The sequence below is a fragment of the Ketobacter sp. genome (assembly GCF_003671495.1).
Classification (GTDB): domain Bacteria; phylum Pseudomonadota; class Gammaproteobacteria; order Pseudomonadales; family Ketobacteraceae; genus Ketobacter.
The window spans coordinates 38226-58306 of record NZ_RCHN01000037.1 but is presented as its reverse complement, the minus strand read 5'-3'; the positions used below and the strand labels follow the sequence as shown (position 1 = coordinate 58306).

General features: G+C 60.2%; 16 protein-coding genes. 7 read left to right on the top strand and 9 right to left on the bottom strand.

From position 1 onward, the window contains the following. Nucleotides 1–6: 6 nt before the first annotated feature. Both D9N14_RS17825 and D9N14_RS17820 read left to right on the top strand, forming a co-directional pair. A complete protein-coding gene (locus D9N14_RS17825) occupies nt 7–1608 on the top strand; it encodes a peroxidase family protein (protein WP_290582237.1) in 1602 nt (533 codons plus the stop codon). A 47-nt stretch (nt 1609–1655) separates the two neighbouring features. Then, on the top strand, nt 1656–2990 hold the full coding sequence (locus D9N14_RS17820; protein ID WP_290582235.1) for a cytochrome P450: 1335 nt from the start codon (nt 1656–1658) through the stop codon (nt 2988–2990). Between the two features lie 35 nt (nt 2991–3025). Here the strand turns inward: D9N14_RS17820 and D9N14_RS17815 are convergent, their stop codons facing one another. From D9N14_RS17815 to D9N14_RS17805, 3 genes are all read right to left on the bottom strand, one after another. Further along, complete coding sequence (locus D9N14_RS17815) at nt 3026–6085, bottom strand: ATP-binding protein (protein WP_290582233.1); 3060 nt, start codon at nt 6083–6085, stop codon at nt 3026–3028. Between the two features lie 167 nt (nt 6086–6252). Then, the gene (locus D9N14_RS17810; RefSeq protein WP_290582231.1) at nt 6253–7167 is read right to left on the bottom strand and encodes an SDR family NAD(P)-dependent oxidoreductase; all 915 of its coding nucleotides are present in this window, start codon (nt 7165–7167) and stop codon (nt 6253–6255) included. Continuing rightward, complete coding sequence (locus D9N14_RS17805) at nt 7100–8893, bottom strand: FAD-binding protein (RefSeq protein WP_290582229.1); 1794 nt, start codon at nt 8891–8893, stop codon at nt 7100–7102. Before D9N14_RS17805 ends, D9N14_RS17810 begins: the two co-directional genes overlap by 68 nt. A gap of 160 nt (nt 8894–9053) precedes the next feature. Between D9N14_RS17805 and D9N14_RS17800 the strand changes: the two genes are divergently transcribed. After that, nucleotides 9054–10667 (top strand): AMP-binding protein, encoded by a 1614-nt coding sequence (locus tag D9N14_RS17800; protein ID WP_290582227.1) that lies wholly within the window; start codon nt 9054–9056, stop codon nt 10665–10667. Here the strand turns inward: D9N14_RS17800 and D9N14_RS17795 are convergent. Beyond that, on the bottom strand, nt 10644–11465 hold the full coding sequence (locus D9N14_RS17795) for an NAD(P)-dependent oxidoreductase (RefSeq protein WP_290582225.1): 822 nt from the start codon (nt 11463–11465) through the stop codon (nt 10644–10646). The genes D9N14_RS17800 and D9N14_RS17795 overlap by 24 nt on opposite strands. 18 nt (nt 11466–11483) lie before the next feature. Next, on the bottom strand, nt 11484–12254 hold the full coding sequence (gene modA / locus D9N14_RS17790; protein ID WP_290582223.1) for a molybdate ABC transporter substrate-binding protein: 771 nt from the start codon (nt 12252–12254) through the stop codon (nt 11484–11486). 287 nt (nt 12255–12541) lie between these two features. Between modA and D9N14_RS17785 the strand changes: the two genes are divergently transcribed. Continuing rightward, nucleotides 12542–13204, top strand: a complete 663-nt coding sequence (locus tag D9N14_RS17785) for a papain-like cysteine protease family protein (RefSeq protein ID WP_290582221.1) — start codon at nt 12542–12544, stop codon at nt 13202–13204. A 55-nt stretch (nt 13205–13259) separates the two neighbouring features. On the opposite strand, the gene D9N14_RS17780 is transcribed toward D9N14_RS17785, so the two are convergent. Then, nucleotides 13260–14396, bottom strand: a complete 1137-nt coding sequence (locus tag D9N14_RS17780) for an aminotransferase class V-fold PLP-dependent enzyme (protein ID WP_290582219.1) — start codon at nt 14394–14396, stop codon at nt 13260–13262. Nucleotides 14397–14578: 182 nt separating this feature from the next. Between D9N14_RS17780 and D9N14_RS17775 the strand changes: the two genes are divergently transcribed. After that, entirely contained in the window at nt 14579–16129 is a 1551-nt protein-coding gene (locus D9N14_RS17775; RefSeq protein ID WP_290582217.1) for a methyl-accepting chemotaxis protein, read from the top strand. Nucleotide 16130: 1 nt separating this feature from the next. Here the strand turns inward: D9N14_RS17775 and D9N14_RS17770 are convergent, their stop codons facing one another. From D9N14_RS17770 to D9N14_RS17760, 3 genes are read right to left on the bottom strand one after another with little or no spacing between them, the layout of a single operon-like run. Further along, nucleotides 16131–16526, bottom strand: coding sequence for a nuclear transport factor 2 family protein (locus tag D9N14_RS17770; RefSeq protein WP_290582215.1), 396 nt, complete (start codon nt 16524–16526; stop codon nt 16131–16133). A 26-nt stretch (nt 16527–16552) separates the two neighbouring features. Next, nucleotides 16553–17947 carry an FAD-binding oxidoreductase gene (locus tag D9N14_RS17765; RefSeq protein WP_290582213.1) on the bottom strand — a complete coding sequence of 465 codons (1395 nt, stop codon included), beginning with the start codon at nt 17945–17947 and terminating at the stop codon, nt 16553–16555. A 28-nt stretch (nt 17948–17975) separates the two neighbouring features. Next, nucleotides 17976–18368, bottom strand: coding sequence for a hypothetical protein (locus D9N14_RS17760; protein WP_290582212.1), 393 nt, complete (start codon nt 18366–18368; stop codon nt 17976–17978). Between the two features lie 227 nt (nt 18369–18595). Here D9N14_RS17760 and D9N14_RS17755 point away from each other — a divergent pair, with 227 nt between their 5' ends. Next, complete coding sequence (locus D9N14_RS17755; RefSeq protein ID WP_290582210.1) at nt 18596–19486, top strand: NmrA/HSCARG family protein; 891 nt, start codon at nt 18596–18598, stop codon at nt 19484–19486. Further along, the gene (locus tag D9N14_RS17750) at nt 19483–19956 is read left to right on the top strand and encodes an SRPBCC family protein (RefSeq protein ID WP_290582208.1); all 474 of its coding nucleotides are present in this window, start codon (nt 19483–19485) and stop codon (nt 19954–19956) included. The genes D9N14_RS17755 and D9N14_RS17750 overlap by 4 nt, the downstream gene beginning before the upstream one ends. The last annotated feature ends 125 nt before the right edge of the window (nt 19957–20081 follow it).

The following is a 20081-nucleotide window of genomic DNA, read 5'->3' as shown; positions in this document are numbered from 1 at the left end:
CGCCTCATGAGTGGAATCAAACAGGTAGTCCAGTCCGTCAACTCTCTGCCAGTGTTGGGGAAATGGGTTAACCGGGTGGCCACCCATTATTACTGCACCACCACGTCCGCGCGACCGCGTCCGTTCAGCTTGTGGTCCCATCACCCCAAACCGGAGCCGCGGGAGGCGTGGGGCGAGGTGGGTGAATACACCACCTGGCCCATGCTGATCGACAAGCAATTCTCCGCCCGTCACCTGCCCCCGGCGGAGCGCACCTATGTGGAAGGGTTACCGGAAGACACGGGCTTCGACCCGCAGACCCAGCGCTGGGGTGAGGTGACGGAGCTGTTCCGCCGCCAGGGTCCCATGCAGACCGATCGCTCATCGCTGCTGTTCATGTTCTTCGCCCAGTGGTTCACCGACAGCGTATTGCGCATTGACTCCTTTGACCGCCGCAAGAACACTTCCAACCACAATATCGATTTGTGCCAGATCTACGGTTTGAAAGAGACCACCACCCGTTTGCTGCGAACCGGCACGGGCGGCCTGTTGCGCAGCCAGCAGATCCACGGCGAGGAGTTTCCGGATTATCTGGGGGAGTTGGATCAACAGGGTCAGTGGCAGGTGAAACCGCACTACCGGCGACTGCCCTATGCCTCTGCCGAGAAGCTGGACCTGATCTTTGGCAGCTGGCCCCAGGAGCGTCGCCACAAGCTGTACGCCACCGGCCTGGAGCGGGGCAATTCCTCCATTGGGTATGTGGCGGTCAGCACCCTGTTCTTGCGGGAACACAACCGGATCTGTCGCGCCTTGCAATCCCAGTACACCGGCCCGCAGTGGGATGATGAGCGCTTGTTTCAGACGGCGCGCATGATCAACATCGTTATTTTGATGAAGCTGGTGGTGGAGGAGTACATCAATCACATCGCGGGTTATCCGATCTTTAAATTTGATCCCGGGTTTGCCGAGTGTACGCCCTGGTACCGGGACCCCTGGATCTCAATGGAATTTGATCTGCTGTATCGCTGGCATGGGCTGGTGCCCACCACCATCAAGGTGCGTGGTGAGGACGTGGATCACACCGATTTTCGGGTCAACAACCAGGTGCTGGAAGATCTGGGGCTGGGGGAGCTGATGACCCTCGCATCGACCCAGGCGGCGGGCAAGATCGGCCTGGGCAATGTGCCGGACTTTCTGCTGGGCGCGGAACACGCCACCCTGCGCATGGGGCGCGAGTTCCGGTTGCAGCCTTTCAATGCCTACCGGCGCGCCTTCCGGCATCCGTTATTCGGCATCAAACCCCTCAAATCCTTTGCCGAGCTCACCGATGATGTGGACCTGCAACGGCGCCTGCGCGATTTATACCAACACATCGATAATGTTGAGTTTGTGGTGGGACTGTTCGCAGAGAAGCCCGGCAAACAGGGTGCCCTGTTTGGCGACTTGCTGAACGCGATGGTGGCCTACGATGCCTTTACCCAGATCTACACCAACCCCTTGCTTGCCAAAAGCGTCTACAACGAGCAGACCTTCACCCGCTATGGGCTGGACCTGATTGAGCAGACCCGCAGCGTGCAGGATCTGTTGGCGCGCAACCGTGTCGCGGGTCAAGCCGGATTCAGTGTATGATTTCCATTCATTGTTGCTGAAACATTCCCATGGAGACGGAGGTATCCATGACCAGAGACTACCTGGCGGAATATGATGCGGCATCGGAAGCTGAACAATTTCCATTGGTCAAACAGTGGATGGCAACGGAACCCCTGACTTTTTTTGCGCAGTTGCGGCGCGAGCGGCCGGTCCTGGTGACCCCCGAGTGTACCTTGTTGTCCCGCTTTACCGACATTCGGGATGCCCTGCAGATGCCCAGGATTTTTACTGTGGCGCTGTACAGGTCCAAGATGGGCGTTACCGACGACGACCCGGGTTTTATGATGGCCCACGACGACAACCCGCTGCACGAACGGGAACGGGCCATCATGCTGGGTTTTTTGAATCGGGATGACGTACCCCGGATCAGGGAGCTGGTGGCGCAGGCGGCCCGGGATCGGTTGCAGGCTGGCGCCGGGTCGATGGAGATGATCCGCCATTACAGCCGTATCGTGCCCACGGTGTTGGTGCGTGATTATTTTGGCCTGGACGGCGTGGCGACCGACAAGCTGCTGGACTGGTCCTACTGGAATCAGTACAACACGTTCCACAATCAACCCTTCAACCTGCATGCGCCGGAAAAATCCCAGTACATAGCAGAGCAACAGGATCGCTGTGTGCAAGAGATGCAGCGCTACATCAAGGCCCTGCTGGTGCGCAAACTCATTTCCGTCAACACCCGGGAGCGCCTGATACGAACTCCGCTGGCCGCCTTTAACCGGCTGCGTCGCGGCTTGGGGTTTGCCCCCATCCGGTTGCGGGACGATATTGTGCAACGGATGCTGCTGACCTGCTTCGCTGAAAACGTGGATTTTCCGCTGGAACGTCTGGGTGCCAACATCGGCGGCTTGCTGGTGGGCACGGTGGAAACCACGTCCCAGGCAGTAGCGCAGACCGTGCGGTTTTTTCTGGAACAACCGGACTTGCTGGCGCAGGCCCGACAGGCGGCTGCCAGCCCCGATCCGGAACACTTTGATGCCATGGTGTGGGAGGCGCTGCGGTTTGTGCCCATCAGTCCGTTCCTGTTTCGTCAACTGTCCCAGGAGTACACCATCGCCCGGGGTACCGATCGTCAGACCACGATCCCCAAAGGCACCAATGTCCTGATGCTGACCCAGTCAGCCATGTTCGATGACTATTGCCACCTGAACCCGGAACAGTTCATTCCGCAACGCAACTGGTATCACCATTTCAATTTTGGTTTTGCTTCCCACGATTGCATTGGCAAGCACATTGGCAGGGTCATGATTCCGGAAATGGTGCGCCAGGTGATGCGTTTGGACGGGCTGCGGGCGACCTCTGCCATGGATTATCAGGACGGCCCCTTTCCCGAGACCTACCACCTGCAGTGGACACCATAATGCCGCCAGCAAGGCGGCCCCGCCCAAGGCTTGAATCAGGCGGACGCGCTGCTCTGTTGCAGTAGGTCGATCACCTGTTGGGAGAACCAGGGCATCTTCATGGCCTTGAAGTCACGCAGCGCCAGGTCCAGGTGATGCTGGGCCTGTGTCTGCTGTTTGTGGCGCAGCAGTATGCTGCCCCAGAGCAGATTGTTCTTGGCGGTTTCGTGGCGGGCCTGCCGGATGTGGGCGGAGCTGATGGCCCGGTCCAGGTATTTCCGGAAACTGCCCGGGTGCTGATGTTCCGCAATCAGGGCCAGGGCGCGATTGGCCATTGCCTCCCCCAGGCGGTCGTTATGCCGGGCCCGCACCAGCGCACGGGCGGCATATTTGCGCGCGGCCTGCCACTTGCCCACCGACACCAGCATTTCTGCCAGCCAGCCATAATTCAGCGAGAGATAGAGGTACTTGTGGTGTTGCTCCAGGTTGCTGGTGTGGGAGAGCACGACGCTGATGGCCGATTCGTTGCCCTCCATTTTCCATTCGGCAAAGGCTGCCAGGGACAGATAAATACTGGACATATAGGAACGGCTGATGCGCTGGGCGGCATGGTGTGCCTGGATGGCGATGTCGCGGCCTTCTTCCCAGCGCCCTTGCCACAGGTTGACCGCCGAATACAAACCCAGCACAGAGCCCTCCACGTGGAAATAATCGGCACCACGGAGAGATTCCAGCGCGGTGTCAAAGCAGCGATAGGCTGGGTCAAACAGGCCTTGATCACCCAGGATCGTGCCCTTGCAGGCCAGTGCGTAGGCGGAGCCCACACTCAAGTGCTTGCGCTTGTAGTGCAGTTGCTTGGCCTGCATGGCGTTATCCAGCAGCACCAGGGCCTGATCGTAATCACTGGCGGAACCTTTGGCCTGTCCCAGTAGGGCGGTGGTTTCCACCTGCAGGGGCCAGGCACTCATTTGTCGGGCCAGCTCCAGGGCCTGTTCGCAGTGTTCGATGGAGTGGTCGGCGTCGCCCAGGGCGTAATACAGGTAGGCCAGCCAGTAATGTATTTTGGCCATGGTTTCGAAATCGTCATGCACCCGGGTCAGGACCAGGCCCCGTTGGAAGGATTCCCGGTGGTCCAGCAGCGGGTCAAATACACTGACCCAGCCGAATTTCAGCAGGATGGATTTCCAGCGCCCGTAGGAGCTCTCGGCACAGGTGTCCGGATCGAGCATGGCCAGGGCCCGTTTGTACTGTGAGCCGGCGCGGTCCAGTGACATGGTGGCCATGGCCCGGTCACCGGCCAGTTCCGCATAGAAGCCGGCATTGAATCGATCTTCCGCTCCCTGATGGTGATAGGCCAGCAGCTCCAGATAGTTGTCGCTGCCCCGCTGGTGCAGATTGGCCTCCAGCACCTTGGCGGTCTTGGCGTGGGTTGCCCGCTTTTCATAAAACCCGATTTTGTCGTAGGCGACGTCCCGGGTGATGCCATGTTTGAAGCGCAGCGTGCCTTCGGTGCCGCCCTGGTAGATCACGTCAAAGCTGGCCAGCTCCGTCAGGCGCTCGCTGGTGACCTGTGACCCGGCCACCGCTTCCAGCAGCCACTGATCGAACTTGTTGCCCAATACCGCGGCGATGTTGACTAACTGGTGCAATTCCCCCGGCAGGCGCTTCAGCCTGGCTCCGATCAGCCCGGACAGGGTGACGGGTACTGAATCCAGCTGGCCGTCATAGATCCGGCTGAGGGGGGCGGCGCTCATGGATTGGCACAACTCCTCAATGAACAGGGGGTTGCCGCCGGATTGCTCGTAGAGCGTGTTGGCAAACTGCTTGAGCAAGGATGGATTGAACAGGCCGGAGGCCAGCAGGGTGCTCTGCTCCAGATCGAGGGAGTTCAGATACAGGGTGGTGCCGCGAAAACTGCGGAACTGATAGGCGGGCACGCGGGTGGCGGTGACGATGAACACCGGATACCGGTCCAGCTCCCGCATCAGGTTGAGCAGGGCCTTGGAGGTGAGGTCGTCAGCCAGGTGCCAGTCGTCCAGGTAGAGCACCACCGTTTTATGCTTGGCCAGGTGGCGAATCAGGGCGGTGATGGCGGCAATGCTGCGCTGGGCCAGCAGCGTGCTGTCGATGGCCTTGGGGTCGCCATCGGCCAGTTCCAGCAGGGCGAGGTAGTCTTCCTCGAAATGGGTCAGCGCTGTGTAGTTCAGTCGCAGGATGTCTTTGAAACGGGTGCGCGAATCCAGCTTGATGGTGTTGGACTTGAGCCCGAACAAGGTGTTGATGACCTGAATAAACGGCTGCAGGGGGCGCCCGCTGTCACCGCTTTCGCAATAGGCTTTGAGGACGACGGTGTTGTGGGGCGTTTGGGCCAGGAACTCCTCGCAGAGCCGGGTTTTGCCGATGCCCGGGTCGCCGCACAATTCAAAATACTGACAGCCATCCTGTTGCAGTCGGGCGAACTCGCCGAACATTTGTTTCAGCTCTTCCTCGCGGCCAATCAGCTGCCGCAGGCCCCGCTGCCGGCTGGCTTCAAACCGGGTTCGCACGCGGGTACGACTCAGCACCTTATACGCATCCAGCTCATTGCGCTTACCTTTCAGCTTAAGGGGCGGAACCAGCACGGTATTGAAATAGGGCAGCAGGTTGCAGATGGTGGCGGCGCTGACCAGGATTTCCCCCGCCTTGGCGGCGTCCGAGAGGCGGGCCGCGGTGTTGAGGGCATCGCCGGTGAGCTTGTAGCGCCCCTGGATGCTGTCGCCTTCCTGGACGAACACCAGGTCGGAGTGAATGCCGGAGTGCAGTTGTACCTTGAAATTGGGGATATCGAGACCGGGAACCGGTGGAATTCTGGCCACGGCCTCATGCAATTCCAACGCAGACGTGATGGCGCGGAGCACGTCGTCCTCCCGCGGCTCAAGAAAGCCAAAGGCCGCCAGCACACCGTCCCCATAAAACTGGTTGATGACGCCACCGTGGCGGGTAATCACCTCTTCCGCCAGTTTGCGCACCCGCGCCAGCAACTCTGCGAACACTTCAGGGTCGAGCGACTCCCCAATGCGGGTGGAGGACGACAAATCAGCGAACAGAATGGTGGTGTGGGATCGCAGGGTGGGCATGATGCTGCTTCCTACATCGAAGTCGATATCGATTACGTTCCAGAGAGACAAATGACTGTATTAATAGTGATCAATTAGAGCGGATAAGGGGCGCTGATTAACCAATACTCGTTATGGTAGGCAATGCCGGGGGGTTTGGAAACAAAAATGTTTCGCATGTCTGCCCCTTAATTCTTCACACTGAACATGCGCAACCAGATGTTCTGCACCTGTTGCACCGGCAACAATCGATGCAGCCAGGGCAGTGCTGCCACCCCCGGGCCGATCAGATAGGCGGGCTTGAGCGTGCGGGCGCAGATCACCTTGCGATAGACCCGCTCGGCGAAGGCCTCTGGCGAATACAGTTTGAAATTGTCCGACACGGCGCTGGCGCCATCCAGAAAATACTGCCGGTACTGGCTGCGCAAGGGCTCCGGTATCGCCTGCCATTGCTGCTCGCTCAGCTCTGCTCCAAACGCCGTCATGGGGGTGGCCACACCACCGGGGGCCAGGGCGGTGACCTCCACCCCGAACGGCGCCAGCTCCATGCGCAGGTGGCGGGTGAGGGCGTCCAGGGCGGTTTTGGAAACGGGATAGGAGGAGCCCATGGGAATCGTCAGGTAGATGGAGGCGGAAGTAATATTAATGATGCGGCCACGGGCCTGGCGCAGCAGGGGCATCATGGCACGGCACATCTGCAACGGCCCCCAGAAGTTGCTTTCGAAGGTGTAGCGGTAGTCGTTAAGGTCAGCGGCCTCCACCACGCCGGAATTGCCGGAGTAGGCCGCGTTATTGATCAGCAGGTCCAGGCCCTGGGGTCTGTCCTGGCGGATCACCTGCTGGGCGAGCTCGATCTGCTCCGGGTGGGTCACATCGCACTGCACCGGGATCACGTTGTGGTGGCCGTACCAAGGGGCGCCGCTGGGGTCGGTACTGCGGTGACCGGCAAACACACGCCAGCCCTGCTCCAGCAGCTTGCTCACCAGTCCGGCACCAATGCCGCTGGCACTGCCGGTGATGAAGGCCGTCTTCATGTCAGGCCGGCTGCCTGGCTTGGGCAGGGCTTTGGGCTTGAGCAGGGGCTTCAGCCTGGGCTGGGGCATGAGCATGAGGCTGCCCGGCTGACGTGTGCCGGCCGGTGGCGGCAGACTGGGCCCGCTGCACAGCGTGGGCGCCGGCCCGGCGCCCGGAGAATACCCCATCGGCAATGGACAAGCCGCTGACGTAAGCGTTGGAGGCCACACCGATGGCGCTGCGGCCGGCGGCAAACAGGCCGGGGATGGGCTCACCGTTCTGGTTGAGTACCGCCCCGGTCTGTTCACACACCTGCAGCCCTCCCAAAGAGATCACCGACGTGATGTCGCCTTTGCCAGCGGACATATTAATGGCATAGAACGGGCCCTGCCGGATTTCCTTCATGTCGCCCGGTTGTTTGCCGAAGGGGTCCGCCTGCTCGCCACGGGCGGCGGCATTGTAGTCGGCCACCGTTTGCTGCAGGGTCTGTGGATTAATCTTCAGACGTTGTGCCAGGGCCTCCAGGGTGGCGGCGGATTTGGCGGTGCGCACGGCGGTTTTGGCCTGCATCCAGGTAACAAACCGGGAATGCTTCAAATTCAGGTTGGCCAGGCTGGATTCGAACAGGGGTTTGTCCATCACCAGGATACACTCGCCGTTGTTCTCCGCCATCATGCGGGTGCCGATGACGGCGCCGTACATGGCTTCATTGACGTAGCGCTTGCCCTGCAGGTTGACGATGGCGGCCTTGGGCCAATCCACCGGCGGATTGATGAAACGCCAGGCGGTGGCGGTGCCCAGCCGTTCTGCCATCCCTCCGGCGCTGACCCCCAGGGCAATGCCGGCGCCGGTATCGCCGGTGGTGCCGAGCTTCAGTGCCCGCTGAAACTTCGGCAGATATTGTTCCGTCATGTCTTTATTAAGTATGAATCCCCCGGCCGCCAGCACCACGCCGCCTTTGGCCCGATAGCGTACCGGCTTGGCACAGTGCTGTTCCAACGCGAACAGTTTTTTGCGATAACCCTTGGCGGCCGGTGCGAAATAGATCTGGGCATAAGAGGCCAGTGTGGAAAATACTTTGTGCTTGAACCCGGTCCAACCGCCGCGCACCTGTTGCGCTTCCACCCCGATGACCTCGCCCGCGGGGTTGAGGATGAGCCGATTGACCCGGCTCTTGCGGATGGGGGTGACGCCTTTCCTCAGGGCGCTTTTGATCAGGGGTCCGATGAAAGCCGGGCCGAATGCGGTGAAGCGTTTGATGCCGTCCGCCAGGTGGCCGCGGGGTGCCGGTTCCGCATCCTGGGTGTAAATCAGTTCGTTGCCGGAGTAATACAGGCTGTGGCCATGCACCGGGTAACTGGTTTTATTGGGGAACAGGGTGCCGCTGTAGCGGGTGCCGTTGGCGGTTACAAAATCAAAGTTGCCGGGGCTGTCCTCGCAGAATTTGCGCAGGGTGCCCGGGCTGACGGCGTCCTGCACTTCATGGCGCAGGCAGTTGAACATGTTCTCCGGGCTGTCGTTCACACCCAGGCGCTTTTGCAGGGCGGTGCCGCCACCGGCGTACATGACGCTGCCGCTGCGGGCGGTGGTGCCACCCCCCTCAAAACGATCGATGAAAGCAACGCGAGCGCCCTGGTCCAACGCTTCGATGGCGGCACTGACGCCGGCGGCCCCCAGGCCCACCACGATCACATCGAACTCCCCATCCCAGTTGACGGAGCCCGCGTCCGCCACCAGGGGCGGTTCCACCCCGGTGCCGGGGAGTTGATCCAGCTGGGTCGCCCGGGTCGGGGGTGCGTTGTTGTCACTTGCCATGGGAGTCGCCTTATTGTCGTGGTGCTGTTGCGCCAGTCTATCATTATGCTAGTATATTGCAAAAATAATTGCATAAATGGAAGCCACCGCCTTTTTCATGCTTCAATGTGGCTAAAAACAACAACGAATGACGTGTCCAGCTGACCGTAGCGAGGCCTCCGTGAACAAGCTTGATCTATCCGACAATCGCAACCGCATCCTGCCCAAGATGTTGACCCAGCAGGCCCAACAGTCCGCGGACACCGAGTTCCTGATCACCGACGAGCGGCGCCTGACCTTTGCCCAGGCAGAGGACGAGTGCAATCGCATCGCCGCCGGCCTGCAGGCACTGGGGGTGATGAAAGGGGATCGGGTCTGCTTTTACCTGGACAGCGGCATCGAGACCGTGCTGGTGGCCCTGGCCACCAACAAGCTGGGTGCCATCTGGGTGCCCATCAACACCGATTACAAAGGTGCCTGGCTCAGTGAAACCATCCAGCGCAGTCGCGCCAAAGTGTTGATCACCGAAGTGGCCTTGCAGGATCGGGTGCAGGCGGTGGCCGACAGCCTGCAGGATGAGAAGCGGGTGGTGCTGGGGTCGGAGGATCAGATCACACTGGCCGATGCCATCAGCTTTGCCGCGCTGGAGGATCACGCCCCCCTGGTGCCGGACTACAGCGGCATGGATTACGGCGACAGCTGTGCCGTGTTGTGGACCTCGGGCACCACCGGCAAGTCCAAAGGCGTGTTGCAAAGTCACAACAGCTGGATTCGCCCCATTGCCCAGGCGGCCTCCATTTATTTTGACAGTCGCGAGGGTGACGTGATCTATAACGTATTACCCCTCTACAATTCCGGCGCCTGGATCACGGCGGTGATTCGTGCCTTGTATGAAGGGATTCCGGTGGTGTTGGAAAAGCGCTTTTCCGTCACCACCTTCTGGGATCGTATCCGACATTTTGGTGCCACCCAGACCTTCACCCTGGGGGCCATGCATCACTTCCTGTTCAACGCACCGCCCAGTGACGATGATCGAAACCACCCCTTGCGGGTGGCGCAGATGGTGCCCATGCCCGATGCCATGCGGGAGCCGTTTTCCCAACGTTTTGGCGTGGAGCTGCTGCCCATGGGGCTGGGTCAGAGCGAAGCCATGCTGATCTTCACCCAAACCCATTGCATGGGAAAAGTGCCCTTCAGTTCATTGGGCTGGCCCCTGGACGACACCGAGATTGCCTTGCTGGATGATGACGGCAAGCCGGTGCCGGATGGGGAGGTGGGGGAGATCTGCATGAAATGCCTGCAGCCCAACCTGATTTTCAACGGTTACTTCGACGATCCCAAAGCCACTGAAGAAGCCTTTCAGGACGGCTGGTATCACACCGGCGATCTGGGCAAGCGCGACCCCAGCGGCGCCTACTGGTTTGTGGATCGCAAAAAAGACGCCCTGCGTTATGCCGGGCGCAACATTTCCACCATGGAGGTGGAGATGGTGCTGCGCAAGCATCCCATGGTGAAAGACGTGGCGGCCTTCGGCATTCCTTCGACCGACGTCAAGGGGGAATCCCTGCTCAAACTCAATGTGGTATTGAAGCCGAATGCGGACATCACCTACGAGCAGATGGCGGCCTTCATCAACGAAAACGCCCCTTACTACTTTGTGCCCCAGTACATGGAGTTTGTGGAAACGCTGCCCTATACCCCCACCAACAAAGTGCAGAAATTCAAGCTGCGGGAGGCGGGCATCACGCCGGCCACCTGGGTGCTGAAAGACTCAGGTTTCGTGGTGCAGCGCTAGTTGCAGAAAACCGTTGGCCACATCGCGCAGGGTGGCGTAGCTGACGTGGTCGTTGCTGGATTCCCCCAGCAAGCGCACATCCTTCGCCAGCAGGTTGGCGCCATGTTGGAACTCCGTCGGCGTGGTCATCCTGGCGCAAACCTCAAAGGCAAAGCTGCGCCCGCTGCTGCCTTGTACCAGGCGGATAAATTCCTCCCGCGCCATACCCAGGGCATCTGCCAGTTGCAAGGCATGGTGCGCCAGGGCCAGGTTGGCTGCCATCAGATTGTTGTTCACCAGCTTGGCCTGTTGGCCTGACCCCACTGCGCCCAGGTGAATGATGTCGTTGGAAAAGGCTTGCTGGATGGGCCGGACCCGCTCCACCGCCGCCTCGGTGCCCCCCAGCATCACGGTGAGGGTGCCGGCAGCGGCAGCCGTACCACCGCCACTGACCGGTGCATCCAGCAGCGTGACACCCCGTGCCTGAGCTGTGCCCGCCAGTTCCTGGCACAGCGCGGGGGTGACGGTGGAGTGAACGACAATACAGGTCCCGGGCCGCATGGCCGGAATCAATTGTTCACAGATTTCCCGCACGCCATCATCATCCACCACGCACAGACCACAATAGTCCACTTGCTGAGCCAGAGCGTTAATGTCTTCGGCGTATTGAGCGGCGCTGTTGGCAAAGGGCTCCAGGCTCTGGGGGCGGCGTGCCCACAGCACCAGCTCATAACCGGCCGCCATCATGCGGCGGGCCATGGGGGCGCCCTGACTGCCCAGGCCGATAAAACCCAATGTTTGCATGGTGGTTTCCTGCATGATTCCTCCTGGCCAGGATTACTCGGTCTGGTAGCCGTACTGATGAATGATGGTGCGGGCCTCTTCACTGCGCAGGTACTGCAACAGTGACAATGCCGCCTTGCTGTTGGCGGCTGACTGCAACAACACCGCATCCTGGCGGATGGGGCTGTAGAGTTCGGTGGGAACCACCCAGCTGGAGCCTTGGGCGATGTGACCCTTGTCCATCACCTGCGACAAAGCCACAAACCCCAAGTCCGCGTTGCCCGACGCCACAAACTGATAGGTTTGCGCAATGTTTTCCCCCTGCACCCACTGGCGTTCGGTGCTGTCCCGCAGGCCCAGTGCCTGCAGCACTTCCAATGCCGCACTGCCATAGGGGGCGACTTTGGGGTTGGCGAACGCCAGTTTGTTGAAGTTGCCGCTTCTCAATCGGGTGAGAGAGGGATCAATGAAATCCGCGTGGGAGGACCACAGCACCAGGGCGCCGATGGCATAGGTGAAGCGGCTGCCGGCGACGCTCAGGCCGGCCTGCTCCAGAGCAATGGGTTTATCCTGGTCGGCGGACAAAAAAACCTGGAAGGGAGCACCGTTGCGGATCTGCGCGTAAATCTTGCCTGAAGACCCGAACGACAGTTTTACTCTGTGCCCGGAGTGTTCTTCAAAGTGGGGCACCAGGCCCTTCATGACAGCTGTGAAATTTGAGGCCACCGCCACCTGGAGCACATCGCCGCGGGCGCTGCTCACCAGCATTGGGAACAGCAGCAAGACCGACAACCATGAGACCCTGAACAAAGCACGGTGGTGCATCCGATATCCCCTGCTGACAACGACTCTGCACATTGCATATTGCCTATTGGTTCAGGCTTAGGCAAGTCACGTGCCATGGCTTCACCGCTGCTAACGCCTTGATTCGCGCCAACGCGTGTGAATTTTCCCACATTGGGAAGCCACATATTGTGGTGGGATTATCACAAATTTACAGTGGCCCCGCGCTGCTCTGACCTCTATTCTTTTACAGATCGCCTCAGTACCGCGTGTCAATAACACAACAATAAACAACCCTAACAAGCAATTGCTCATGAAGGAGCCCGCTCATGGCTGATATATATCTGGATGTACCCTTCGTGTCCCAACTTAACATCGGCGGACATGCCGGTGTCGGTCGGGACGAAACCAACGGTTGCTGGTACGCCACCTGCTGCATGATCGGCTATTACCATGAGCAGGGCCCCCGACTGGGGGTGCCGTCCCAGTATGTGAAGCCCGATGGTTCACCCCAGGATGTGGACAAGAAAGGCAATACGGCACCGCTGCCGGTGCGCCCGGCGGTGCTGCCGGAAGTGGCCAAGAACGAAGGCCTGGTGCAGGTGCCCTTGCCGAAAGATAAAAAGTGGACCAGTGACGGTCTGGCGGAAGTGTTGCGGGAGTGTGGCCCCTGCTTTGTGGGTCGTGGCTTTAATCAGAACGGCAAACTGGTGGGTGGGCACATTATCTGCCTGGTGGGTGCGCGGGGCAGTGACAATACGGTCACCATTCATGATCCCTGGACTGGCCCCAATCAAACCATGTCCATCAACGAGTTCAATGCCATCTTCCCGTGGAACCGGCCCGAGGCTCCCTGGTTGATGATGACCCGGGCCCCCAAAGTCCAGACCCGGGCCCGCTCCAACGCCATCTCCATCCCGGTGGGGCGCCCCCGTTCCAACGCGGTGTCTGCCCCCAGTGGGCGGCCCCGTTCCAACGCCATTTCCCTCTGACGGTGTCGTGCCGGGTACTGGATTCAGTACCCGGCATTTCAGGCATAGGTTGTAATCAGGCGCTACCACTCACTTGTTGTAACGCCGCCTCCAGGCGGGCCACAGTGCGATCGATGTTCTGCAGTTTGTCCAGCCCGAACAGCCCGATGCGGAAGGACTTGTAGTCCGCCGGTTCATCGCATTGCAGCGGCACACCGGCCGCCACTTGCAGCCCCTGTTCCAGGAACGGTTTTCCGGTCTGCAATGCGCTGTCCGCGGTGTAGAAAACAGCGACACCGGGGGCGCCAAAGCCGTCGGCGGCCACACTCTTGAAGCCATACCCGGCAAACAGGGTGCGCACCCGCTGCCCCAACTCCAGCTGTTGGGCTTTCACGGTGTCAAAGCCCAACGCTTTGGTCTCCAGCATGGTGTCGCGGAATGTCTTCAGGGCGTCGGTGGGCATGGTGGCGTGGTAGGCGTGACCGCCGCCTTCGTAGGCGGCCATGATCTGGCGCCATTTCTTCAGGTCACAGGCAAAGCTGCTGCTGGTAGTGGCTTCCAGTTGTTCGCTGGCGGCTGGGCTCAACATCACCAGGGCGCTGCAGGGGGATGAGCTCCAGCCTTTTTGTGGGGCCGAGATCAACACGTCCACGTGGTTGGCCATCATGTCCACCCATACCGTGCCGGAGGCGATGCAGTCCAGCACAAACAGTCCACCCACTTGGTGTACGGCCTCGCCGACGGCTTTGATGTAGGCATCCGGCAGCATAATGCCCGAAGCGGTCTCCACATGGGGCGCAAACACCAGATCCGGTTTTTCTTTCAGGATGGTGTCCACCACGGTGTCGATGGCGGCGGGGGCGAAGGGGGATTGGGCCGCGTCGTCGAGGGTGTGGGCCTTCAATACGGTGCTGCTGGCGGGAATCCGGCCGGCTTCAAATATCTGGGTCCAGCGGAAACTGAACCAGCCATTGCGGATCACCAGGCATTTTTTGTCGTGGGCGAACTGGCGTGCTACCGCTTCCATGCCATAGGTGCCACCGCCGGGCACCACCACCACCGCGTCAGCGTTGTACACCCCTTTGAGGGTATCGGAAATATCCCTCATCACCTGCTGGAACTGTTGTGACATGTGATTCAGTGAGCGGTCGGTGAAGACGACGGAATATTCCAAAAGGCCATTGGGATCGATATCGGGTAACAAGCCGGGCACGGTGGTCTCCTTGATCTGCTGCCACAGCGGCAACGGTGGATGAGTATTGGGTTGGCTGAGTGGATTGTTCCAGAGGGGCGCGCTTCACACAACACCCATACCCCATTTACCCGGCCTGCAACGGGTATCATTAACTATAATCAAGAGGATATCGGTTTTTTATCCCCCTCTGGTGCCTGGCTTTGATTCGCTATCTGATTGATTTACCGCTTAAATTCAAATTCTGGCTGGTTAACGGCGTGAGCTTTCTGGGCATGCTGCTGCTGGTGCTGGCGGCGTTGATGGATCATCGTCAAGGGTTGCTGGACCAGGCTGCAGCCCACAGCCAGCAGATACTGAGTATGGTTCCGGCCCGAGAGCAGAGTCCGCAGTCAGCCCCCACCGAACCTGGAATACCGGGGTTAAAAGACGTATTCGAGATCAAGGATCAACAACTCCGTTGGTTGGGTGCAAACCCCAGCGGCAGCAACCTGCGGGCAGTCTGGGAAACCCTGCCCCGTCAGCCAGGTGTGCAGGATGCCCTGCAACATCGAAGTTGGCTGGCGCGGTGGTGGGCGGACAGTTTCGACGCCGGGCCCGGGCGTTATGTGAGCATCAGGCAACACGGGGAACGGCTGGTGGGCATGCCCCTGTCGGTGCCCTCGTTGTGGGAACTGGCGCTGGCCAAGAGCGGATTCTATGCCCTGGTGGTGTTGGTGTTGATGTCGGCCGTATTGTTTTGTTCGCAGATGCTGATCCGGTTTGTGTCCGCGCCCATGCAGGTGCTGAGGGATACCATGCTGCGGGTGCAGCGGGACGGTGACCTGCGGGTGACAGTGGCCTCCCATTCCCGGGATGAAGTGGGGCAGATGACCGATGCTTTCAATGTGATGGTGAAGGATCTGGCCCGCATTGTGACGGAAATTCGCACGGCCTCCATGACCATGGATGTGATGTCCAAGGATCTGGTGAAGGAAGTGGACCGCAACGCCCACAGTATCGAAGTGCAAAAAGAGGAAGTGGCCCGCCTGGTGGACGCCATTGCCCAAATGGCCTTGAACAATCAGGCGGTGCAGGGCAATGCCACCGACAATACCCAGCGCTCGCTGGCGTCGGTGACGGTGGCCCGGGACGGTAACCAGCAGGCAGAATTTGTGGTGGCCTCCATCACCCGGCTGGCGGAGGAGATTCGTTCCGGCGCCAACGTGGTGCAGCAACTGGCCGAAGAAACCGGTGCCATCGGTGCGTCACTGGATGTGATCAACTCCATTGCCGAGCAAACCAATCTGCTGGCGTTGAACGCCGCCATCGAGGCCGCCCGCGCCGGCGAACAGGGGCGGGGCTTTGCGGTGGTGGCAGACGAGGTGCGCAACCTGGCGCAACGGGTGCAGGATTCCACGGAAGAAATCAAAGCCATGTTGCAACGGCTGGAGCACAGTTCCACCAAGGCCGTTGCCGTGATGAATGCGCGCTCCGATGAAGCCGGTCACTGCGTGGAGCAGGCGGACAACGCCGATCGGGTGATCCACGAAATCGCCAGCAACGTGCAGGTGATGAGCGATGCCAACAACCAGATTGCCCATAGCATCAGTCAGCAAACTGCCACAGTGGAGGAGGTGAATCACAGTGTCCACAACCTCAGCACAGAAATGGAAGCGGTGTCCGCCAGTGTGAAACGCAACGCCGGTGCGGCACAGATTCTGGCGGAATTATCCCATCGCATGACACAGGCCATCGCGCACCTGAAACACTGACCTAGAAAGCTTTCTTGATCAACCGCAACACCGAGCCCAGTCCGGGGATTTTTTCATACACACCTTCAGCGGCGTCCCAGTAATCCACATGACTTTTCACCCGCCCGTCAGCGGCGAATTTAAGCAGGCTGCCGCCGTGGATGCACTGCTGCTTGCCCAACGCCTTAAAGCGAAAATCCCAGGTGATGAAGGCTTTGTCTTCCTGCTGAATGCGGTCGTGAATTTCGAACTCCAGCCCTTTCAGCTTCAGCATGGCTTTGAACAGTTTGTAAAGAGCATCCCGGTTGTGGACCTCATTGAATGGGTCGCGAAAATAGCAATCCTCAGTGTAGTACTGGTCCAACTTCTCCAGCGCGCCGTCGTTGATGTTCTCGAACAGTTCCAGTATGGCTTCCATTGATGTTCCCCCTCAGGTGTGCCCTTTTAGAAAATTTTTCCCGGATTCAGTAACTGCAGCGGGTCCAGTGCCTGCTTGATGGCCGCCATCACCGCCACGCTGGTGGCGCCTTTTTCCTGCTGTAGATAGGTTTTCTTGCCCAGACCGATGCCGTGCTCCCCGGTGCAGGTGCCGCCCATTCCATGGGCCCGGTCAATCAGGCGTTGATTGATCCGTTGTGCCTGTTGCAGGCCCGGTTCATCGTCGGGGGCAATACTGAACAGCAGGTGGAAGTTGCCATCTCCTACGTGGCCCACAATGGGGATGGACAGGCCTTCCTGCTGCAGATCCGCCTGGGTGGCGTCGATGCAGTCCGCCAGGCGGGAGATGGGCACGCACACATCGGTGACCCAGCCACGCCCGTTAGGTACCTGGGCCAGGGCGGCGTAATAGGCGTTGTGGCGGGCATGCCACATGCGCTTTTTTTCATCGTCGGCGGTGGTGGCGACAAAGCTCACGCCGCCGTTGGTCTCGCACAGGGCTTGCGCGGTGGCGGCCTGTTCCGCCACCAGTGCCGTGCTGCCGTGAAACTCCATAAACAGTGTGGGCTGCTGGGGATAGTCCGTGCCGCAATACTGATTGACGGCACGCAGGCTGCCCTGATCCAGCAATTCCAGGCGGGCTACCGCCAACCCGTATTGCATCAGGGTGATCACCGCGGTCACGGCATGCTGCACGCTGGGAAAGCACACCCGTGCGGCCAGTACCTGTTCCGGGATGCCGTAAAGTTTTAACTGGATGCGGCTGATCAGGGCCAGGGTGCCCTCCGATCCCACCAGCAGTTCTGTCAGGTTGTAGCCCGCGGAAGACTTGCGCGCGGCGCTGCCGGTGACCAGGGTGTCGCCATTGGCCAGTACCCCGTTCAGGTTAAGAACGTTGTGCTTCATGCCGCCATAACGCACGGTGGTGGTACCGGAGGCATTGGTGGCGACCATGCCGCCCAGGGTGGCATTGGCGCCGGGGTCCACCGGAAAGAACAGGCCCTGGTCCCGCAGGTGCAGGTTCAGTTGTTCCCGGGTTACGCCGGGCTCCACCACACAGTTCAGGTCCCCGTTGTTCACCTCAAGAATCCGGTTCATCTGTGAAAAATCAATGCACAGTCCCCCGCTAACACATTGCAGCTGGCCCTCAACACTGGTGCCGGCCCCGAATGCCACCATGGGGGTGCGGAACTGATGACACCATTGCGCCACCTGGATCAGTTCCGCCTCCGTTTGCACGAATGCCACAGCGGCCGGTGGCTGGGGAGGGTGATGACTTTCGCCGTGACCGTGCTGCTGCAAGGTGTCCGGATGGGTGCTGAGGCGCGGGCCCAACAGCCGGGTCAGCGCCTGCATCAAGGTGCTATCAAGGTGTGTCTGGACGCTCTGTGCGTGGGCCATGCTGCTCCCTGTCCCGGTTGCCTGCCGGTCACATCATAACGCAGCCTGCGGCTTTTGTGATTTCATATTGTGCACTGTCCGGGTTCCAGCGGGCGTCCGGATGAATGGCAACGATGTGCCCGTCATGGAACTCCAGGGCCCAGAGCTGCCCACCTTCTCCGCGCAGATACAGGCCCAGGCTAACAAAGCAGGTGTTGGCGTTGTCCTCCTGATAGTCGTTGTCCGGACTGAACAGGGTGTTGATGGTTTCGCCCCGCTCAGTGAATTCCGGCATGATCTGCACGGCGTCATTGAGCGAGATAAAGCGCCCACCCAGGTCGATGAGCAGCTTCTCTCCATACAGCTTCAGCAAGCGTTGTGTCGCGTGCGCGCCGTAGGACTGGTGGATCAGCAGGGTGGTGGGGGGGTGCAGGTTCAGCATGGCGATGACTCCTTGTGGTTTGCTTTACCTGTACGTTATGAAATAGCAGCCGGTTGCACTGGTCCGTCCCCGCCAAACATCGGCCGGGCGTTTATCCTGGTCCGCCAATGGGTTATCCCGGTGGTGCCGGCGGCCTTGAGTGCTGCTCTTTCAACCAGGCTCCGGGCTTGATATGATCGCGCAGAACCCGCGGGTTCTGGTTTTTTCTGAACGGGTTGACATAACACATGACAAAGCGAATATTGGTCACCGGGGCCACCGGTGCCCAGGGTGGCGCCCTGATCCCCCTGCTGTTGGAAAAGGGCTTTAGGGTGCGTGCCCTGACCCGGGACCCGGCCAAGGCGTCGGCCCAGGCGCTGGCCCGCCAGGGGGTGGAGGTGGTGGCCGGGGATCTGGACGACGAGGCTTCCCTCCATCGCGCCTGCAGCGACTGTGACGGCGTGTTCTCGGTGCAGAATTTCTGGGAGAAAGGCGTGGGCCATGCGCGGGAAGTGGAGCAGGGCTGCAAGTTGGCCCGGGCGGCCAAGCAGGCCGGGGTGAGCCATTTTGTGCAAACCTCCGTGGCCAATTGCGATGCCGCCGCCGGGGTGCTGCATTTTGAGAGCAAGCACAAGATTGAGCAGTACATCGATTCCCTGGGGTTGCCCCGCACCTTCCTGCGGGAAGTGTTTTTCATGGAGAATTTCACCCAGCCAGTGATGACCTCCGGCGCCAAAAAGTCCATGAGCCCGTTCTGGGTGCTGCCCACCATCATCGGCCTGCTGGACCCGGGCACCCGCTTCCACATGATCTCGGTGGTGGACATCGCCTGGTTTGCGGCGGACGTGTTTGAGCATCCTGAGCAGTTCATCGGCCAGGAACTGGATGTGGCCGGGGACGTGCTGACGGCAGCGGAAATGAAAGCGGTGTACCGCAAGGTGACCGGGCGCCGCTTGCCGCCGGTGTCCCGCTGGCTCATGCGCCTGATGCTGCGCCTGGTGAATCCGGAATCCGCCCGCCAGTTCCAGTGGAACAATCAGCAGGGTTGGAACTTTGATATTGCCCCGTTGCAGCGGCGTCACGCCGGGCTGCGCAATTTCGAGGGCTTTTTGCGTCATCATTATGGAACGAGGGCATGACCATGACCCAGACTCTGGAAACGGTGGAAGTGCGCCGTCAGTTCGATCACCCGGCCGGCCTGGTGTGGGTACTCACCGGCGACTTCGGTGGCCTGCAAAACTGGTTGCCGGGGGTGACCGGTGTCACCGTCACCGGCAGCGGCGCCCGCCAGGAGGGCGGCAATGCGGAGCGTGCCGTCCAGCTGCTGGACGGCAGTGTCACCCGCGAATCCCTCGAAAGCCGGGACGAGGCGGCCATGTGTTACGAATACGCCATCCTCTCCATGCCAGGCTTCAAGGAAGGGCAGGTCTACACGGCGCGCTTCCAGGTCAAGCCCCTGACCAGCGCAGACGCAGAGCGTTGCGAGGTGATCTGGAGTGCGACGTTCAGCGTGCCGGAGGATTTCAGTGCCGATCAAGTGGCCAAAGCCCGTAGCCGGGTGGAACAGATGTATGGATTCTTCCTCACCCACCTGGCGGGGCTGTTGTAAGCTGCTGGCGCACATTTTCGCTCGGCCAAGCTGAGCGTTTTGGACATTGATTTGCCCCCCCAGCCTGATTAGGCTCTGACTATCGCGTCATGGGCGCGTCATAACGACACTTGTTGTGCCGCGGG